We start from the raw sequence: 18911 nt of genomic DNA on the forward strand, positions 1-18911 counted from the left end.
CGCCGCCAGGAGCGACATCCACGCATGAAGCTGCAAGCCCGCATCGCCGGCTATCGCCGGCTGCGCGAACAGGCCCTGTGGCGGCTCCTGGCCGCCGACCATGCCCCCGAACTGATCGGCCTTCTGCAGGCTCTGCTGCAGGACGGCGAACGCCGCCTGCCGGCTTCCGCATTGCATGAGCGCCTGCAGGAGCATCTGGACGCCATCAACGCCTCCGATCTGCCTACCGAGCTGCCGCGCACGGCCCAGGCCTATGTGGCGCACTGGCTATCGCAGGGGTACCTCGAGCGCCGTCTGCCTGAAGGCGCGAGCGAGGAGGAGTACGAACTGTCGGCTCAGGCTGCTCAGGCCGTGCGTTTCATCACCGGCCTGCATACCCCCCGTCACGCGGCGACCGAAAGCCGCCTGTCGCTGGTCATCCAGCAGCTGGTGCAGCTGGCCGAACAGACCGAGACGGATGCGGCTGCGCGCCTCGATGCGCTCCTCGCCGAGCGAGCTCGCCTCGATGCCGAGATCGAGCGCGTCAGAAGCGGCAAGGTGGACGCGCTCGGCGGTCAGCGCGCGATCGAGCGCACGCGCGAAGTCATCCAGCTCGCCGATGATCTCGCCGAGGATTTTCGGCGTGTGCGCGAAGATTTCGAGCGACTCAACCGCGAATTCCGCGAACGCATCATCGATGACGAGGGGCACCGCGGCGACCTGCTGGACCGCCTGTTCGAAGGCGTCGACGTGATCGGCGACAGCGAAGCCGGTCGCAGCTTCGGCGCGTTCTGGAGATTGCTGAACGACGTCGAGCAGAGCACACAGTTGGATGCAGCGATGGAGATCGTGCTGTCGCGCAGCTTCGCACGTCGGCTGCAGCGCGAGGAACGGCAGATGCTGCGCAGCTTCACGCGCGTGATGCTGGAGCGCGGCAGCCAGGTGCACGATGTCATGCAGCATTTCGCGCGCAGCCTGCGCGGCTTCGTGCAGAGCCGCGGCTACCTGGAGCAGCGCCGCCTCAATCAGCTGCTCAAGCAGGCGCAGGCGGAAGCGCTGCAGCTTCGCGACGAGGTGGGGGCGCATCGGCGCATGCCGGTGGAGCTGCCTCTGAGCAGCAGTCGGCTGCGCTCGGTGTCGCAATGGCGGTTGCATGATCCGCGGCATGCACGGGTCGACGGTCGCATCGATGTTTCGGGCGGAGTCGCCATTTCGCTGGACAGCGTCGGCGCGCTGGTGGCGCAGTCGGAGATCAACTTCCGCGGCCTGCGCCGCGACCTTCATGACCTGCTGCAGGAACGGGAGCAGCTGTCGATCGCGCAGGTGCTCGTGGCCCGTCCGGCCGAGCAGGGCCTGGGCAGCATCATCGGTTACCTGTCGCTGGCCACGCGCCATGGCGTGGTCGCCGAGGGCGGGCTGGAAGAAGTGTCGTGGCAAGGCGGTGACGGCCGGTGGCGCCATGCGCGCGTACCCCTGGTGTGGTTCCTGAGAGAGAAGCGCGATGAATTTGCGTGAAGAGGCCGAGCTGGCGGCAGCCATGCCCGTCGTGTCGGATGTTGCCGTGAAGAATGCGCTGTTCGAGGGCGATACGGGCGTGCTGCCGCTTGAGGTGCGCCGCGCGCTATGTCAGCTGCTGGCCGGGCCCAGTATTGACGCGGGTCGCCATGCCGCGTTGTGGCCTGTGCTGTTGCGCTACGAAACCACGCTGCGCTCACAGCTGTGCGAGTTGTTCCTGGAGCTGGTGGTCGATCGTGAATCCGGTGTCGCCTTCGTGCGCCAGGCCGAGACCGGCGAGCTGGACACGCCGGTGCTATTGCGCTCGTCGCCGCTGACTTTCATTGACACGGTGCTGCTGCTGCACCTGCGCCAGCAGCTGCTGGAAGGCGAGGCGCAGGGACGCCGCGCGGTAGTGGAGGAGGGCGCCCTGGTCGATGCGCTGTCCGTCTACGAGAAGAATTTCTCCACCGACCGTGCCGGCTTCGCCAGGCGCGTCGCCGCGGCGATCGGCAAGATGCGCGAGAGTCACGTACTGGAACGCTTGCGCGGCAGCGAAGATCGCTACGAAGTCTCGCCGACCTTGAAGTTGCTGTTCTCCGCCGAGGACGTGCAAGCGCTGACGCAGGTGTATCGCGAGCTGCGCGGTGCCGAGGTAGTGCTGCAGGAGGGTGCGGATGAGCAGTAAGGGCAAGACGCCGGCAAAAGGCGCGGTCGGCAAGAAGGCGGCAGGCAAGGCGCCCGTGAAGAAAGCGAAGACGGCCAAGTCGAGGCCGAATGGCGCCAGTGCGAGCAAGGTCGCTGGAAACACGTCGACGCCGAAGAAAGCAAAGGTCGCCACGCCGGTCGATCTGAGTCCACCCCTGATGACGCCTGTCGCAGCGGCTGAAGTCATGGCGACGGCTTCCGCTCGCCCCTCGAAAGCCAAGACGGCACCTACGGCCGCACCGTCGCTGTTCCTCTCCGACCTGCCCGATCCGCGCGACGAGCAGTTCCGCATGCGGCGGCTGCAGGTGTTCAACTGGGGCACGTTCAGCGGCTTGGTCGATATTCCGATTGCCGAGAAGGGCTTTCTTTTCGTGGGACGTTCCGGTTCGGGCAAGTCGACCTTGCTCGATGCGATGTCCGCTCTGCTGGTGCCGCCGAGCCTGGTGGACTTCAACGCAGCGGCCCGCGAGGCCGATCGCAGCGGGCGCGATCGCAACCTGGCTTCGTACGTGCGAGGCGCATGGGCCGACCAGCACGACAGCGATTCCGGCGAGATCGCCACCCAGTACCTGCGCAAGGGCACCACCTGGTCAGCGCTGGCATTGGAGTACCGCAATGCGATGGGCGCCACGGTGTCGCTGATCCGTCTGTTCTGGATCGCGGGTACCGGCTCGGCCGCGGCTGACGTGCGCAAGCACTACATGGTCACTGAGCGCCCATTCGACGTCGCCAGGGACCTGGACGGCTTCGACCTGGACCTGCGCCGCCTCAAGACTCGCCTTGGCGAAGAGGTGCACCATTTCGACGCTTTCGCTGGCTATGCGGAACGCTTCCGCCGCCTGCTCGGCATCCAGAACGATATGGCGCTCAGGTTGCTGCACAAGACGCAGTCGGCCAAGAACCTGGGCGATCTCAATCATTTCCTGCGCGGCTTCATGCTGGAGGAGCCGGAGACGTTCGTTGCGGCCGATCGGCTGGTGGCGGACTTCGCGGAACTGGACGCCGCGCACAAGGCGGTGGTGATCGCGCGCGAGCAGGTACAGACGCTCGTGCCGGCGCGGCAAGCTCACGAGAATCTGCAGGCGCTGAGGCGCGAAACCAGCGAGCTGCGCGAGCAACAGCAGGGCGTAGATCTGTTCCGTGAGCAGCGGCGCCTGATGTTGCTGGACGACCGCAGGGCCGCATTGGACGTGCAGGCCCAGGCGCTGGAGGGCGAGCTGGCCCAGCGCAAGCAGGTGCTCGAGAACCACGACCAGCGGCTGGCCGACATGGAGCGGCAGCGCCGCGAGCAGGGTGGTGACGCGGTCGATCAGCTCGAACGCGAGCGTGAGCAGGTAGCGCGCGAGCGTGATGAGCGCATGCGCCGCCGTAACAAACTCGAAGCCGCCTGTCGTGAGCTGGACTGGGCGCTGCCGGGCACCGCGCGCGCTTTCGCTGAACTGGCGGGGCAGGCGCGCGAGCTCGTGAGCGGCGCGCGCGATAAGGGAGGCGCTCTCGAAGAAAAAATGGATGCGATCAAGCGCGACAGCGGTCAGGCCGCGCAGCGCTTCGCGACGGTGCGCGCGGAAATCGACGCCCTGAAGAAGCACCCATCCAATATTCCTGCGCCGGTGCAGGCGATGCGTGCGCGGCTTTGCCAGGAGCTTGGCTGGTCCGAGAACGCTTTGCCCTTCGTCGGCGAGTTGCTGCAGGTGAAAGATGAGTTTGCGCCGTGGCGCGGCGCCATCGAACGCGTGCTGCATGGTTTCGCGCTGTCGCTGCTGGTCGATGAGCAGCAGTACGCGCAGGTCGCTGCCTGGATCAACAAGACGCACCTGGGCGGCAAGTTCGTGTATTACCGGGTCGGCCGCGTGGAATCGTTCGGTCAGCGCCGACCAGACGGTCGTTCGTTGGTGCATCGTCTGGAGCTGCGCGATCACGCGCATCGCGACTGGCTGCAGGCCGAACTGGCTCGCCGGTTCGACTACAGCTGTGTGGACAATGCCGCGGCGTTGCGTCAGGCCGATCGCGCCATCACGCGCGAAGGCCAAGTCAAGCATCCGGGCGATCGCTACGAGAAGGACGATCGGCGCGCGGTGGACGACCGTCGTCACTGGGTGCTCGGATTCGATAATCGCGACAAGCTGATGCTGTTCGAAAAGGAAGGGCTCGAACTGGCCCAGGCGCTGGCGCGCGGCGGTGATGCGCTGGCTGACCTCAAGACGCAGCGCGAGCGCGAGGGCGACCGCCGCGTGGCGGCGGCCACGCTGGCGGGCATGGACTGGGAAGAGATCGACATCGCTCCCAAGCTGCAGCGACTGGCCGATATCGAAGATCAGCTGCGCCAGTTGAATGAGGGTGACGAGGGACTGCACGAGCTGGGACGCCGGCTCGAAGCGGAGCGGGCGGCACGTCAGAACGCCGCCAAGAGTTGCGAGGACACGGCCGCCGAGCGCATCGCGGTGGAGCGCGAGCGCCGCGGTCTGGACGCGCAGCGCGACGCCTGTGCTACGCGTGCCGGCGCGGCGACCCTGACGCCCTTGCAGCTGGATGGCCTGCGCGCGCGCCTGCCGATATCGCCCGCGCTGTCGTTGGAGAACATCGACGGGCAGTTCCGTACCTTGGAGCGCTCCTTGCTGGACGTGCTGCAGACGCAGGGCGAACGCGATCACGCATTGGTGCAGTCCGTGGAGGAATGCTTCCGTGCGTTCTGCCGCCGCTGGCCCCAGGACAGCGCAGACTTCACGCCACGGCTGGATTCGGCCGAGGGTTTCCTGGCTCGCCTGCGCCGTCTCGAACTGGATGGCCTGCCCAAGCATGAAGTGCGTTTCTTCGATCTGCTGCAGAGCCAGAGCAAGCAGGATCTGCTGGTGCTCCAGAAACACATGACCGAGGCGCGCAAGTCGATCGGCCAGCGCATGGAGGAGGTCAACGAGAGTCTCGAGCGGGTGCCATTCAACCGCGGAACGCTCCTGCAGATCGAGGTGAGCGATCGCGGTCTGCAGGAAGTGCGCGACTTCCAGGCGCAGCTGCGCGAGGTGCTCATGCAGCACCAGACCGAGGACCGCGAGCGTGCCGAAGCGCAGTTCGCCGTGCTGCGCGAATTGGTGGAGCGCCTGGGGGCGACGGACCCCGAGCATCGCCGCTGGCGTGAGCAGGTGCTGGATGTGCGTCTGCATGTGGAATTCGTCGGCGTGGAGATCGAGGCCGATACGCGCCGGCAGGTCGAGGTGTATCGCAGCGGCGCCGGCAAGTCCGGTGGCCAGCGCCAGAAGCTCGCCACGACCTGCCTGGCGGCCGCGCTGCGCTACCAGCTTGGCGGCGACGACGGGCACCTGCCGCGCTATGCGCCGGTGGTGCTGGACGAGGCTTTCGACAAAGCGGACAACGAGTTCACCGCTCTGGCGATGAATATCTTCGAGAACTTCGGTTTCCAGATGGTGGTGGCCACGCCGCTGAAGTCGGTCATGACGCTGGAGCCGTTCATTGGCGGCGCATGTTTCGTGGACATCAACGGGCGCCACGACTCGGGCGTGCTGCTGATCGAATACGACGCCGAGGAGCGGCGGCTGGCGCTGCCGGAGAAGGCGCGCGAAGTGGCGGCGTAGAACGCTTCTTACGGCTCGATGGACGGGGGGCGTATCGCTCCGCCCCTGTTCTCCTCCAGCTGCCACCACTTTCTCCAGAGAGGGAAGGGTTTCAGCGCGAGCACGCCGAGGGAGCCTGCGCGGCGCGCAATAAAAAGCCGGCTTTGGCCGGCTGGCTTTCAGATACCAAAAAGGCCGGCGAAAGCCGGCCTTTTTGCCAACCCGAATCGCAGGAAGCCGGCTTACGCCAGCTCGCGGATCTTCGCGTTGAGGCGGCTCTTGTGGCGAGCGGCCTTGTTCTTGTGGATCAGGCCGCGGGCGGCGTAGCGATCCATGACCGGCTGGGCGGCAGCAAAGGCTTCGACGGCGCCGGCCTTGTCCTTGGCCTCAATGGCCTTGACGACCTTCTTGAGGGCGGTGCGCACCATGGAACGGGCGCTGACGTTGCGCAGGCGGCGCTGCTCGGACTGGCGCGCGCGCTTCTTCGCGGACTTGATGTTGGCCAAGGTAGAACTCCGGAATCGCTTGGGTTGGGTGGAAAAAGGCGGTGATTATGACGCCAATGAGTCGCTGCGTCAACAGCTTAGCGACATTCAGGCCCCGTGGGCCTGCTCAGCGGCGGGAGAAGTCCGCCGCTCCCGTGAACGGAGCCGGCATTTTGCCACGTTTGGCGCTGTCTTCTCGCCCGCGCCGGCTGTCAAACTACGCGCTTTGCCGGCCGCCCGCCCGGGGAGCGGGGCCGTGCGATTCCCCTGACAGACCACAAGAAGGTACCGGCGCGCGCATGAAGTCTCCCAGCATGTTCCGAGGGCTGCTGTCGTTCAGCGGCATGACCATGATCTCGCGCGTCCTCGGGCTGGTCCGGGATATGTCGATCAACGCGGCTTTCGGCGCCAATGCGGCGACCGATGCGTTCTGGGTGGCGTTCCGCATCCCCAATTTCATGCGCCGCCTGTTTGCCGAGGGCTCGTTCTCGACGGCCTTCGTACCGGTCTTCACCGAGGTCAAGGAGAAGCGCAGCCACGACGATCTCAAGGCCTTAATGTCGCGGGTCTCCGGCACCCTGGGCGGGGTGCTGCTGCTGGTCACCGCGCTGGGCGTGATCTTCGCGCCGCAGGTCACGGTGCTGTTCTCGCCCGGCGCGATCGAGACACCGGAGAAGTTCGCGCTGACGGTGGACCTGTTGCGGCTGACCTTTCCCTTTCTGCTGTTCGTCTCGCTGACCGCCCTGTCGGGCGGTGCGCTCAACAGCTTCCATCGCTTCGGCCTGCCGGCACTGACACCGGTGATCCTCAACCTGTGCATGATCGGCGGCGCGCTGTGGCTGGCGCCGCGCCTGCACACGCCGATCATGGCGATGGGCTGGGCGATCCTCGCGGCGGGCATCCTGCAGCTGCTGTTCCAGCTGCCGGCGCTGCGTCAGCTCAATTTGCTGACCTTGCCCCGCTGGGGCTGGAGCCACCCGGACGTGCGCCGGATCCTCAAGCTGATGGTGCCGACCCTGTTCGGCTCGTCGGTGGCGCAGATCAATCTGCTGCTGGACACGGTGATCGCCTCGCTGCTGTTCATCGGGTCGCAGAGCTGGTTGTCCCAGGCAGATCGGTTCCTGGAATTGCCGCTGGGCGTGTTCGGCGTGGCGTTGGGCACAGTGATCCTGCCGTCCCTGTCGCGTCACCACGTGGCGACCGACAGCGATGGTTTTTCCAAGGCACTGGATTGGGGGCTGCGCACGACTTTGCTGATTGCCGTGCCGGCCATGTTCGCGCTCATGCTGCTGGCGGAGCCGCTGGTCGCCACGCTGTTCCAGCACGGTCGTTTCACGCCGTTCGATACGCGCATGGCCACGTTGTCGATTTCCGCCTTGAGCTTCGGCTTGCCAGCCTTCGCCCTGGTGAAAGTGGTGCTGCCAGCGTTCTATGCCCGCCAGGACACGCGCACGCCGGTGCGCGCGGGCGTCGCGTCGCTGATCTCGAACATGGTCCTCAATGTGCTGTTCCTGGCGCTGTTGTTCGCCCTGTGGGCACCGGCCGACGTGAAGCAGGGGCCGCTGCTGGAGGGGCTGGCCAAAGTCCCTGGCCTGCATATGGCGCTGGGCATCGCCAGCGCCGCCGCCAGCTACATCAACCTTGGGCTGCTGTGGCACTGGCTGGGCAAGGCGGGGGTGTATCAGCGGCAGGCGGGCTGGGCGCGACATCTGGGGCGGCTGGCACTGGCCTGCGCGGTGATGATCGGCGTGCTGCTGGCGGGCCTGTGGGTCTGGCCGGACTGGACGGAGGCATCCAAGTGGACGCGAGTCTGGCACCTGGCCGCACTCGTTTCGGCGGGCGGCGGCGCCTACCTCGCGACGCTGTTCGCGGCGGGCTTCCGTCTGCGTGAACTGCGCGGCGTTTGATGCGCCGCCGCAGGGCATCGCGCTGAGGCTATACTCGCGCGATGACAAGACTTTCCAGGGATATCGCCGGTCCGTGCCTGGCGCCCGGCGGTAGCGTGGTCGCCGTCGGCGCATTCGACGGGCTGCACCGGGGGCACCAGGCGCTGCTGGCGCAAGTACGTGAACGCGCGCAGGCGTCCGGCCTGACGCCAATCGCGGTGAGCTTCGAACCGCTGCCGCGTGCCTTCTTTTCGAAGGAGCCCGTGCCGCGCCTGTCCAGCGTGCGCGAGAAGCTGCTGGGTTTCGAGGCGGCCGGGGTGAAGAAGGCGCTGATCCTGCGCTTCAATCATGAGCTGACTTCGATGCCGGCGGAGGATTTCGTGCGCCGCGTGCTGGTCGAGCGCCTGGGCACGCGCGAGGTATGGGTCGGCGGCGATTTCCGTTTCGGCCACAAGCGTGGTGGCGATGTCGCGCTGCTGGAAAAGATGGGCGCGGAGCTCGGGTTCACCGCCCGTGTGATGCCGCCGGTGCTGCTCGACGGCGCGCGCGTTTCCGCCACGCGCGTGCGCATGCTGCTGGCCGCGGGCGAATTCGCCGGCGCCGCGCCATTGCTGGGACGTCCCTTCGTCATCGAAGGCAAGGTGGAGTACGGCAACCAGCTGGGCCGTGAGCTGGGTTTTCCCACCGCCAACATCCATCTGCGCGATCGGGTACCGCCAGTGCATGGCATTTTCGCGGTGCGCGTGGGCCTGGGCGAGTGCGAATGCGCCTGGCCGGGCGTGGCGAGCCTGGGCATCCGACCCACGGTGAACCAGGTGCTGCAACCGCTGCTGGAAGTGCACCTGTTCGATTTCGAAGGCGATCTCTACGGCCAGCGCATGGCGGTGGAGTTCGTCGCCAAGCTGCGCGACGAGCTGAAATTCGACAGCCTGGAGGCGCTCACCGAGCAGATGCACCGCGATGCCCGTGCGGCGCGCGAAGTGCTCGGCATGAACCCGCGCCTGGCCGAGGCATGAGGCGGCGGATTCCGTTAACGTTCCGGCTCCCGTCCGGCGCGCAGCGCGCGCCGGCATGATCTACGACGGCGACGGCACGAGGGCCGCGCCCGACAACCCCGATGGCATCCGAGCAATGACCCAGGATTACAAGAACACCATCAACCTGCCGCAGACGGACTTCCCGATGCGCGGCGACCTGCCCAAGCGCGAGCCCCAGTGGCTGGCGGAGTGGGAGAAGGTCGGCCGCTACGCGCAGATCCAGCAGCGCACGGCGGGGCGCGACAAGGTGTTCGTGCTGCACGACGGCCCGCCGTACGCCAATGGCGTGATCCACCTGGGTCATGCGGTGAACAAGGTGCTCAAGGATGTGGTGGTGAAGTCGCGCCTGCTGGCCGGCTACCGCTCGCCGTACGTGCCGGGCTGGGACTGCCACGGTCTGCCGATCGAGATCGCGGTGGAGAAGAAGCACGGCAAGGCTGGCGACAAGCTCGATGCCGTTGCCTTCCGCCAGAAATGCCGCGAGTACGCACAGCAGCAGATCGATCTGCAGCGCACCGACTTCAAGCGTCTGGGTGTGCTGGGCGATTGGGAGCATCCCTACCGCACCATGGACTACAAGTTCGAGGCAGATATGCTGCGCGCGCTGGCACGCATCGTCGCCAACGGCCACGTGGTGCGCGGCTTCAAGCCGGTGTACTGGTGCTTCGACTGCGGCTCGGCGCTGGCCGAGGCCGAGATCGAGTACGCGGACAAGGTCTCGCCCGCTATCGACGTGGCGTATGACGCGCTCGATCCCAGGGCGCTTGCCGCGAAGTTCGGTGTGGACGCGGGCGACGCCATCGTGGCCATCCCGATCTGGACCACCACGCCGTGGACGCTGCCGGAAAGCCAGGCGGTGTCGATGGGTGCGGACCTGGAATACGCGCTGGTAGAAGGCCCTGCGCGCGACGGTCGCCGTGTGCTGCTGGTGCTGGCATCCGCGCTGGTGGAGAAGGCTTCGCATCGTTACGGCGTGGAGCAGCCGGTCGTGCTCGGGCATGCCGCTGGCCAGGCGCTGGAAGGCGTGCTGCTGCAGCATCCGTTCTACGACCGCAAGATTCCGGTGTTGCTGGGCGAGCACGTCTCGGCGGAGGACGGCACCGGCGCGGTGCATACCTCGCCTGATCATGGCGTGGAAGACTTCGTGGTCTCGCGCAAATACGGCATCGAAACGCTCAATTTCGTCGAACCGCGTGGCACCTATCGCGCGGACACGCCGCCGGCCGACGGCCTGCAGCTGGCCGGTACACATTTGTGGAAGGCCAACGACGCTCTCGTCGACGTGCTGCGCGCGCGCGGCCTGCTGCTGGCCTACCACAAGATCGAGCATAGCTATCCGCATTGCTGGCGCCACAAGACGCCGGTGATCTTCCGCGCCACGCCGCAGTGGTTCATCAGCATGGAGCAGGCGGGCCTGCGCAAGACGGCGATGGATTCCATCCGCCAGGTGCGCTGGGTGCCGGGCTGGGGCGAGGAGCGCATCGCCGGCATGGTCGGCGACCGTCCGGACTGGTGCATCTCGCGCCAGCGCACCTGGGGCGTGCCGATTGCGCTGTTCGTGCATAAGGGCACGCAGGAGCCGCATCCGAAGTCGGTCGAGCTGCTGGAGCAGGTCGCCAGGCGCGTGGAGCAGGGCAGCATCGACGCGTGGTACGCGCTCGATCCGGCCGAGCTGCTGGGCGATGAGGCCAAGGATTACGAGAAGGTCAACGACGTGCTCGACGTCTGGTTCGATTCCGGCGTCACGCACTTCGCCGTGGTCGGCCAGCGTCCCGAGCTGCAGCAAGGCGATGCGGCGGCGTACAAGGTGATGTACCTGGAAGGCTCGGATCAGCATCGCGGCTGGTTCCAGTCCTCGCTGCTCACCTCCGCCGCCATCCACGGCCGCGCGCCTTACGACGACGTGCTCACCCACGGCTTCACGGTGGACGCGCAGGGTCGCAAGATGTCCAAGTCGCTGGGCAACGGCATCGAGCCGCAGGACATCATGAAGAACCTGGGTGCGGACATCCTGCGCCTGTGGATCTGCTCCACCGACTACCGCAACGAGATGTCGCTGTCGGACGAAATCCTCAAGCGCGTCTCCGACATGTACCGCCGCATCCGCAACACTGCACGCTTCCTGCTGGGCAACCTCGACGGTTTCGATCCGGCGAAGCATTTGCTGCCCGTGGAGGAATGCCTGCCGCTGGACCAGTGGGCGGTGCAGCAGGCCTATGACGTGCAGCAGGCGGTGGCGGCCGCGTACGACCGCTACGATTTCCCGGAGATCGTGCAGCGCGTGCAGAACTTCTGTACCAACGAATTGGGCGCCCTCTACCTGGATATCACCAAGGATCGCCTCTACACGATGCCGACCGACAGCCGCGGCCGGCGCAGCGCGCAGAGCGCGATGTTCCGCATCGCCGAGGCGCTGGTGCGCTGGCTGGCGCCGATGCTCAGCTTCACCGCCGAGGAAATCTGGAAGGCGCTGCCGGGTGAGCGTGGCGAGAGCGTGTTGTTCGAAACCTGGTACGAAGGGTTGTCCGCCGCCCAGGGTTCGCCGGAGCAGCGCCGCTACTGGTCGGATCTGCTGGCGATCCGCGATACCGCCTCGCGCGTGCTCGAAGGCATGCGCAAGGCGGAGCAGATCGGCGCATCGCTGGAAGCGAAGCTGGCCATCCACGCCGATCCGGCGCTAGTGGCCCGTTACGCCGCGGCGGCCGATGAGTTGCGCTTCTTCTTCATCACGTCTGACGTGCGCCTCGATATGGCCGGCGGCCAGCCGGACACGGCCGTGCTGTCGGAGCTGGAGGGCGCGGACGTGTGGGTGTCGGCCACAGTCAGCGGCGCGGCCAAGTGCGTGCGCTGCTGGCATCGCCGCGAAGATGTCGGCCAGCATCCGGATCACCCGGAGCTGTGCGGACGTTGCGTAAGCAACGTCGACGGGCCGGGCGAAGATCGCCGCTGGTTCTAAAGCCGCGGGCGGCCGGCGCGAGCCGGTCGCCCTCCTTGCATTCCTTCAGCAGAACGCGCATGAGCAGCAAACCCAACGCATTGCCCTGGCTGTGGCTGTCCGCCCTGGTGATCGCGCTCGACCAGGCGACCAAATGGTGGGCGCTGTCGGCGCTGCAGCCGGCCGGTACGCAGCACGTGATCATTCCGGGATTCCTCAACTGGACTCTGGCCTTCAACACCGGCGCCGCCTTCAGTTTTCTGGCCGACAGCGCCGGTTGGCAGCGCTGGTTCTTCGTCGGTCTGGCGATCGCGATCAGCGGCGCGCTCCTGGTGTGGCTCACGCGCACCGAACGGCGCGACTGGCGCTCGGCCCTGCCGCTGGGCCTGATCATCGGCGGTGCCATCGGCAACCTGATCGACCGCCTGCATGCGGCCCAGGTGACCGACTTCATCCAGGTCCATTACCAGGACTGGTATTACCCTGTCTTCAACGTCGCCGACTGCGGCATTACGGTGGGCGCCGTGCTGTTGATCGCGTTCGGACTGTTTGCCGGCAAGCAGTCCGGGGGCGTGAGATAATCGACGCCTAGGTACCCGAGCAGGCCACGAGCCGGCCGGGGCCCCACCATCGAGGCTTCTTTTGGACATCCTTCTCGCCAATCCCCGCGGATTCTGCGCCGGCGTCGACCGCGCCATCGCCATCGTCGAGCGGGCGCTCGAGTCCTATGGCGCTCCGATCTACGTGCGTCACGAAGTAGTGCACAACCGCTATGTGGTCGACAAGCTGCGCGCGGGCGGAGCGGTCTTCGTCGAGGAACTGGACGAGGTGCCCGACGGCGCCACGGTCATCTTCAGCGCGCATGGCGTGTCCAAGGCCGTGCGCGAAGAGGCGGACCGCCGTCGCCTGAACGTGTTCGACGCCACCTGTCCGCTGGTGACCAAGGTGCATATGGAAGTGGCACGCCTGGGCCGCACCGGGCGCAGCGTGGTGTTGATCGGCCACGCCGGACACCCGGAGGTCGAGGGCACGATGGGCCAGTGGAATCCGGCCAATGCCGGCGAGATCCTGCTGGTCGAGTCGGTGGAATGCGTGGCGAAGCTGGAGCCGCGTTTTCCGCATGCGCTTTCGTATGTCACTCAGACCACGCTGTCGGTCGACGACACCAAGGCCATCATCGCGGCCTTGCGCGAGAAATTCTCCGACATCGAAGGGCCGCGCAAGGACGACATCTGCTACGCCACCCAGAACCGCCAGGATGCGGTGCGCCGGCTGGCCGACGAAGTCGACCTGGTCCTGGTGGTCGGCTCGGTGAACAGCTCCAACTCGAACCGCCTGCGCGAGCTGGCGGAGAAGCAGGGCGTGCGTGCGTTCCTTATCGACGGTGCCGAGCACATCGAGCGCGCCTGGCTGGACGGCGTGCGCAGCATCGGTATTACTGCCGGCGCTTCGGCGCCGGAGAAGCTGGTGCGGGATGTCATCGCCCGGCTGCAATCCTGGGGGGCGGGCGAGGTGCACGACCTTGAGGGCGAGGCCGAGACGATCACCTTCGCCTTGCCCAAGGAGTTGCGCCTCGCCGGCGGCAGCCCGTCGGCGCAGCTCTGACGCCAGCCCGCTGCTGCAAGCGAAGCAAAGAAAAAGGCCCGCCGATCAGGCGGGCCTTTTTTTTCTGGTGCCGGAAACAGGAGTCGAACCTGCGACCTACGCATTACGAATGCGCCGCTCTACCAACTGAGCTATTCCGGCAGAGAGCCGCGAATTGTACGGATCGTTCTGCCGGGAAGCAAGACAGGGATCTTCCTGCCGGCCGGCCGGACTAACGCACGCTTTAAGTCCTTGGGGGATGTTTTCGGAGCAGTCCCAATGCCTTGAGTGCACCGGTCCGCTTCAGAATGCCTGCAGCGGGCCACATGCCGGTGTAGGTGAAGCGGCATTCCGGCTGTCATCCGACAGCCCAAGGGGACAAGAAGCGCCGGCCTGCTTCCAATCGACCTTCCTATCAGGGAGGCGCTCGACACCGAGGGGAGGTACAGCATGCGTTTCATGGCTTCCACGGACAAGCCACGGTTTTCTTTTGAAGACAGTCTCGGGCTGGGGCTGGTCGTGATCTGTGCGTTAGCTTGCTGCCGCCTCCTGGCACGCGATGTCGCAGCGAAATCCGGGGAATGGGCGCAAGGCGCCGCGATGTCGCCGCATGACGGATCCTGGCCGGATAGCGGTCTGTGGTCCCGGGCCGGCTGGCTGGCCGACCTGTCGCTTTGCCTTGCGTTCGTGGCCATCGCGATCGCGATGGCGTGCCTCTGGCGTCGCCAGAGGATGATTCGGCAGGCCGCTTCGCGACAGGGTGCCGTCTGCGCGGCCATGCTCGATGCCCTGCCGCATCCCGTGTTCTGCGAGGACGCACAAGGCAGGTGCCTCGCCGCCAATGAAGCCTACGGGCATGTCTTCGGCGCGGAAGGCATCTGCGATGCCCTTCGCACGCGTGGCGATGCCAAAGAAGCGTCCGGCACGTTCTCGCGCCGGGATCGGGAGGGTGTCGAGCGCCGTTATCGCCTCGCTCTGTTTCCCGTTGCATCGGTTTGGGACGCTGTGCAGCTTGGCATGCTGGATGAAGCGGAAGATCAGGATCGCGATGAGCTCAGCGCGCCGGGTCTGGACAATTCGCTCCTGGCGGCGATGAGCCATGATTTGCGCACACCGATGACGGGCATCCTCGGGACGCTCGAGCTGCTTGGCTGCTCCGTTCTGGATCCCCATCAGCGAGTGCTTCTGCGTGGGGCGGAAGTCGCCTCGCACACGTTGCAGCACATGCTCGACGACATATTGAACCTGGCCAGGCTGGAAGCGGGTGGTGCGGCGTCGGAGTCTCGCCCGTTCGACCCAAGTGACATCACCGCTCAAGAAGCGGAGACCTGGAGGGCGGAAGGCATGGACGTATCTGCGGGCGTGGCGAGCGGCGTCGACTTCCGTCTGAAAGGAAGCGAGGAGAGTGTGAAGCACGCCCTGCGATCGCTCTGGCGCTATGCCATGACGAAAGGTGGCGCTTCATGGCGGCAGAGTCTCCGCGTGCTGCACGAAGACGACAGCTGGCAGGAAATCGAGTGGCTGCTCGAGCCGATGCGAGAAGCCTCGGATGCGCCCGTTGTCGGCCAGGCATGCCAGACGGAGCTGGTTCGACGATTGATCGGCAAATGGTGCGAACGCGCGGGCCTTTCATGGTGGGAAGAGAATGGCGGCGCAGTACCCATCCGGCTGGGCATGAAAGGACGATTCGAGCGAGGGTGCGGTGACGCGCTATCCACCGGCCACGCCGTCTTGGTGGTCGAAGACAATGACATCGCGCGAACCCTGCTGGGCCGCCAACTGGAACTCCTGAGTTGGGATTGCGACTTGGCGAGCGACGGTCACGAAGCCCTGGAGGCACTGTCGAAAAGGCGCTACGCCATGGTTCTCACCGATTGCCAGATGCCTGGCATCGACGGCCTTGAGCTCGCACGTCGCATCCGCTCCATGGAAACCGTACGTACGCTGCCGATTATCGCGTTGACGGCCAATCCCTCGCATGCTCACCGTGAGCGATGTCTCCAGGCCGGGATGGATGATGTGCTACCCAAATCGATCCGGCTATCGCTGCTGGCGGACAAGCTGCACTCCTGGCTCGGGCCTCGGTCCGGACATGGTGGAGCGAAGCCTTGCGCGCCGACCGATCCGGGCTCGGTCGATGCCGAACATTTGAGCTCGCGCATACGTGAAGTATTCGGCGAAGACTCGTCTCTGCTGGAAAGCTATCTGCGCGACATGCGCGAAGAGCAGGACCGCCTCCGCACGGGTATGGCCGCGAAAGACGCCTCGTGCCTTCGCCAGGTCAGCCACGCCGTCAGTGGGATGAGTGCTTTCTTTGGGGCGATGTCGTTGTCCAGCGCGGCGTCCTTGGTGGAGAGGAGCGAATCGGAGCGGGAAGTCTTCGATCGCGCGCAAAAACTCGATGCATGCATCGACAAGTTCATTGATGGCATGCGTGGATATATCTCATCGAGCGGCACATTTCCGACGAGTACGAGCAAATTTTCGGAAAAGTCGCATAGAACGCTGTGACGTCCCCCATTGAGAATCCCAATAACTGCACGTAAGGCTCAGGGATGGCTTGGCTGGCCTTTTCGGGATGCACCGCGCAGAAGATCCATGCCGACGGAATCATCCGTTCATTTCCTTAGGGCGGCTTTCGACAGCCAAGGAGTTCATCCCGTGAATACGAAGAACGATTCAAGCATCAGAATCATCATCGCCGACGATCATCCCATCATCCGCAAGGGGGTCATGGCCGTCCTCAGCGGCAGCGACATTCAGGTCGTTGGCGAGGCATCCTGCCCGGTTGAACTCCTTTCGCTGCTCGACCGCGTCGAATGCGATGCCGTGGTTACCGACTACGTGATGCCGAGCGACAGTTCACCGGACGGTATCCGCCTGATCGAGCGCCTGCGCCACCTGCGCCCGCGCCTGCCCATCATTGTGCTGACCATGCTGCGCAATGTCGGGCTGCTGCAGGCGCTGTTGTCTTCCGGCGTGAAGGCGATCGTGGACAAGACCACCGCCATAGCTGAGATCCATACTGCGGTCAGGCTCGCCGCGATGGGGCATGTTTTCGTCAGCGCCACTTTCGAAGGCCGCCTGGCGCGCTTCGGGGCGCATTCGGTGAGCAAGCTCACGGAGCGCGAGAGCGAAGTGATCCGCCTGCTGGTAGCCGGCATGAGCGTTACCGAGATCGCCAACAAGCTGGACCGCAGCGTCAAAACGGTGAGCAAGCAGAAGACCGATGCGATGAAGAAGCTCGGCCTTCGTTCCGACATGGAGATCTACGCCTACGCCACTGAAGTCGGTTACTGACCGGTGCTCCGTTTCCACGGGAAGCCCGGCGTGGCGAGGGTCATTCACGGACAAGACGCAGCATGTTTACCGCCGTCATCGTAGACGATCATCCATTGATCAATGAGGCCATCCGTTCCCTGCTGGAGCGGGCAGGGGATTTCAAGGTACTGGCGGAATGCACGGACGGGGAGGCGGCGCTTTCCGTGGTGCTCGAGTTGCGGCCCGACATGCTGATCATCGATCTGGACCTGCCGCTGCTCGATGGCATCGAAGTGATCTCCGCTCTGAGGCGGGACTACGGCAGCATCGCGATCCTCGTGGTGTCGGCCGGCGACGAGCTCGTGGGCGGCGTACGCGCGTTCCGTGCCGGCGCTGACGGCTTCGTACACAAGCGCACCGCCTTGGACGACATCGTGATAGCGGCCAAGCTGGCAGCGCGGGGAATGGTCTATTTCAGCCGGGACATCATGGTTGCCGCGGCCGCTTCGCCGGTAGCACCGCGGAAAGCCGACAATCCGCTCGCCATGCTTGGCAGACGCGAACTGGAGGTGTTTCGCTGCCTGGCGCTCGGCATGCCCAACATCGACATCTCACGGCGTATGGGCATCAGCAACAAGACCGTGAGCGCGCACAAGCGCAACGTGATGGAAAAGCTGGGCTTGACCAATATCCGCGACGTGATCGATCTGGCGAGAAGTCATCGCGTCATCGACTGACGGGCGCACCGTACCGTTGCGAGTCAATCCGTCGACGCTTTCCCATGGTGCAGGCGCCATCGTTGCATCAGCGCAAACGCGCCCACGCCGGCGCAGATCACCGCCACGCATCCGGTCGGCGGCCACCACAGACCGGCACCGCGCAGCAGTCCGATGCTGATGACGAAACAGGCGGCCAATGTGAGCACGGCGATCGGCCACATGCGCGACAGGCCGGGCAGTCCATACAGCAGAAACGGCAGTGCGAGCACGGCGGCGCCAATCGCCAGCTGACCGGTCAGATTGAGCGGCGCCAGCGTCGACCCGTTCCTCACCGATTCGAGCAGGTTGGCCTGGTACTCCACGCCGGGCATGCGTTCGCTGCCGCCGGACGCGGAAGTGTCGAGCAGATCGCCCAGCCCCGCTGCCGTTGCGCCGATCAGCACCCACCGGTTCTTCAGCAGCGTCGCCGGCACGTGCCCCTCGAGCACGTCGACATACGAGACCTGGTCGAAGCTGCCGACCGGCCCGGCGAAATGCAGCATGACGTAGTCGTCGCGTATCCATTGATAGGGCGAACCTTTTTCGGCGGCCGAGCGATGCAGGCTGGCCGGCTCCGGCGCGGACGCGTGTTCGCCTCCAAGATCATGGACGGCGACGGCGAGCGCGGACCAGTAGGCGCTGCCCAGCCCGGCCTTGAGATACGCGCCGCGCACGACGCCGTCCTCGTCCTTGGCCGCGTCCACGTGTCCGAACGTCGCCGCTGCGCTGGCGATCACGGGCGTGGGCAGCATCTCTTCCAGCGTGCCACCGAGTTCCGCCGCTTCGGGAAAAACGGGCATCACTACGTGCGCATTGCGGCGCATCGCCTGGGCCAGCGACTGATCGTTCTCGGGATGCCGCAGGTCGGGCTCGGCCATGGTGACGTCCATCCCGACCGCGCGCACGCCGGCCTCGCTGAGGCGATCGAGCAGCTGCGCATGGATAGCGCGCGGCCACGGCCAGTTGCCCAGGATGGACAGGCTCTTCGGATCGATCGCGATGATCGCCACGGCATCGCCGGGACGATACGTCCACGAGCGCATGTGCAGATCGTAGAAGGCGTTGTCCAGCCGCGTCGCCATGCCGCTGGCGAGGATCAGCGTGAGCGCAGCCACGCCCATCATCCAGCCCAGCACGCGGGCGAGCAGGGCGAGGGGATCCGGACGCTTCATGCGAGGCCGCGCCTCGAAGCGATACACATCCCGTCGCCGTGCTCGC

12 protein-coding genes, 1 tRNA gene and 1 pseudogene are annotated in these 18911 nt (G+C 65.8%); 11 read left to right on the top strand and 3 right to left on the bottom strand.

The features are described from left to right. The first annotated feature begins 24 nt into the window (after positions 1–24). The 3 genes and pseudogenes from ACNR9O_RS05790 to ACNR9O_RS05800 all read left to right on the top strand — a co-directional run. Positions 25–1494: a DUF3375 domain-containing protein gene (locus tag ACNR9O_RS05790; RefSeq protein WP_473682209.1), complete on the top strand. Its 1470-nt coding sequence runs from the start codon at positions 25–27 to the stop codon at positions 1492–1494. Between the two features lie 22 nt (positions 1495–1516). Beyond that, a complete protein-coding gene (locus ACNR9O_RS05795) occupies positions 1517–2161 on the top strand; it encodes a DUF4194 domain-containing protein (protein WP_473700750.1) in 645 nt (214 codons plus the stop codon). A gap of 205 nt (positions 2162–2366) precedes the next feature. After that, positions 2367–5753, top strand: a pseudogene (locus tag ACNR9O_RS05800) (ATP-binding protein); the annotation flags it as partial. A 236-nt stretch (positions 5754–5989) separates the two neighbouring features. Here ACNR9O_RS05800 and rpsT read toward each other — a convergent pair. Next, on the bottom strand, positions 5990–6253 hold the full coding sequence (gene rpsT, locus ACNR9O_RS05805) for a 30S ribosomal protein S20 (RefSeq protein ID WP_267224003.1): 264 nt from the start codon (positions 6251–6253) through the stop codon (positions 5990–5992). Positions 6254–6531: 278 nt separating this feature from the next. Between rpsT and murJ the strand changes: the two genes are divergently transcribed. The 5 genes from murJ to ispH all read left to right on the top strand — a co-directional run bounded on the left by murJ (position 6532) and on the right by ispH (position 13695). Next, complete coding sequence (gene murJ, locus ACNR9O_RS05810; protein ID WP_473682206.1) at positions 6532–8139, top strand: murein biosynthesis integral membrane protein MurJ; 1608 nt, start codon at positions 6532–6534, stop codon at positions 8137–8139. 41 nt (positions 8140–8180) lie between these two features. Then, positions 8181–9134 carry a bifunctional riboflavin kinase/FAD synthetase gene (locus ACNR9O_RS05815; protein ID WP_473682205.1) on the top strand — a complete coding sequence of 318 codons (954 nt, stop codon included), beginning with the start codon at positions 8181–8183 and terminating at the stop codon, positions 9132–9134. A 115-nt stretch (positions 9135–9249) separates the two neighbouring features. Next, positions 9250–12111 (top strand): isoleucine--tRNA ligase, encoded by a 2862-nt coding sequence (ileS, locus tag ACNR9O_RS05820; protein WP_473700751.1) that lies wholly within the window; start codon positions 9250–9252, stop codon positions 12109–12111. Between the two features lie 59 nt (positions 12112–12170). Beyond that, positions 12171–12671: a signal peptidase II gene (gene lspA / locus ACNR9O_RS05825; RefSeq protein ID WP_473682203.1), complete on the top strand. Its 501-nt coding sequence runs from the start codon at positions 12171–12173 to the stop codon at positions 12669–12671. Positions 12672–12732: 61 nt separating this feature from the next. After that, on the top strand, positions 12733–13695 hold the full coding sequence (ispH, locus tag ACNR9O_RS05830; protein WP_473682202.1) for a 4-hydroxy-3-methylbut-2-enyl diphosphate reductase: 963 nt from the start codon (positions 12733–12735) through the stop codon (positions 13693–13695). Positions 13696–13760: 65 nt separating this feature from the next. On the opposite strand, the gene ACNR9O_RS05835 is transcribed toward ispH, so the two are convergent. Beyond that, positions 13761–13836 (bottom strand) — tRNA-Thr (locus ACNR9O_RS05835). Positions 13837–14124: 288 nt separating this feature from the next. On the opposite strand from ACNR9O_RS05835, the gene ACNR9O_RS05840 reads away from it, so the two are divergent. The 3 genes from ACNR9O_RS05840 (at position 14125) to ACNR9O_RS05850 (ending at position 17672) form a co-directional block, all read left to right on the top strand. Beyond that, positions 14125–16185, top strand: a complete 2061-nt coding sequence (locus tag ACNR9O_RS05840; protein ID WP_473682201.1) for a response regulator — start codon at positions 14125–14127, stop codon at positions 16183–16185. An 87-nt stretch (positions 16186–16272) separates the two neighbouring features. Further along, the gene (locus tag ACNR9O_RS05845; RefSeq protein ID WP_473682200.1) at positions 16273–16974 is read left to right on the top strand and encodes a response regulator; all 702 of its coding nucleotides are present in this window, start codon (positions 16273–16275) and stop codon (positions 16972–16974) included. 62 nt (positions 16975–17036) lie between these two features. Then, on the top strand, positions 17037–17672 hold the full coding sequence (locus ACNR9O_RS05850) for a response regulator (protein ID WP_473682199.1): 636 nt from the start codon (positions 17037–17039) through the stop codon (positions 17670–17672). A gap of 23 nt (positions 17673–17695) precedes the next feature. On the opposite strand, the gene ACNR9O_RS05855 is transcribed toward ACNR9O_RS05850, so the two are convergent. Further along, positions 17696–18865, bottom strand: coding sequence for a CHASE2 domain-containing protein (locus ACNR9O_RS05855; protein ID WP_473682198.1), 1170 nt, complete (start codon positions 18863–18865; stop codon positions 17696–17698). Positions 18866–18911 lie beyond the last annotated feature (46 nt).

This window comes from Dyella sp. CR10 (assembly GCF_055814425.1).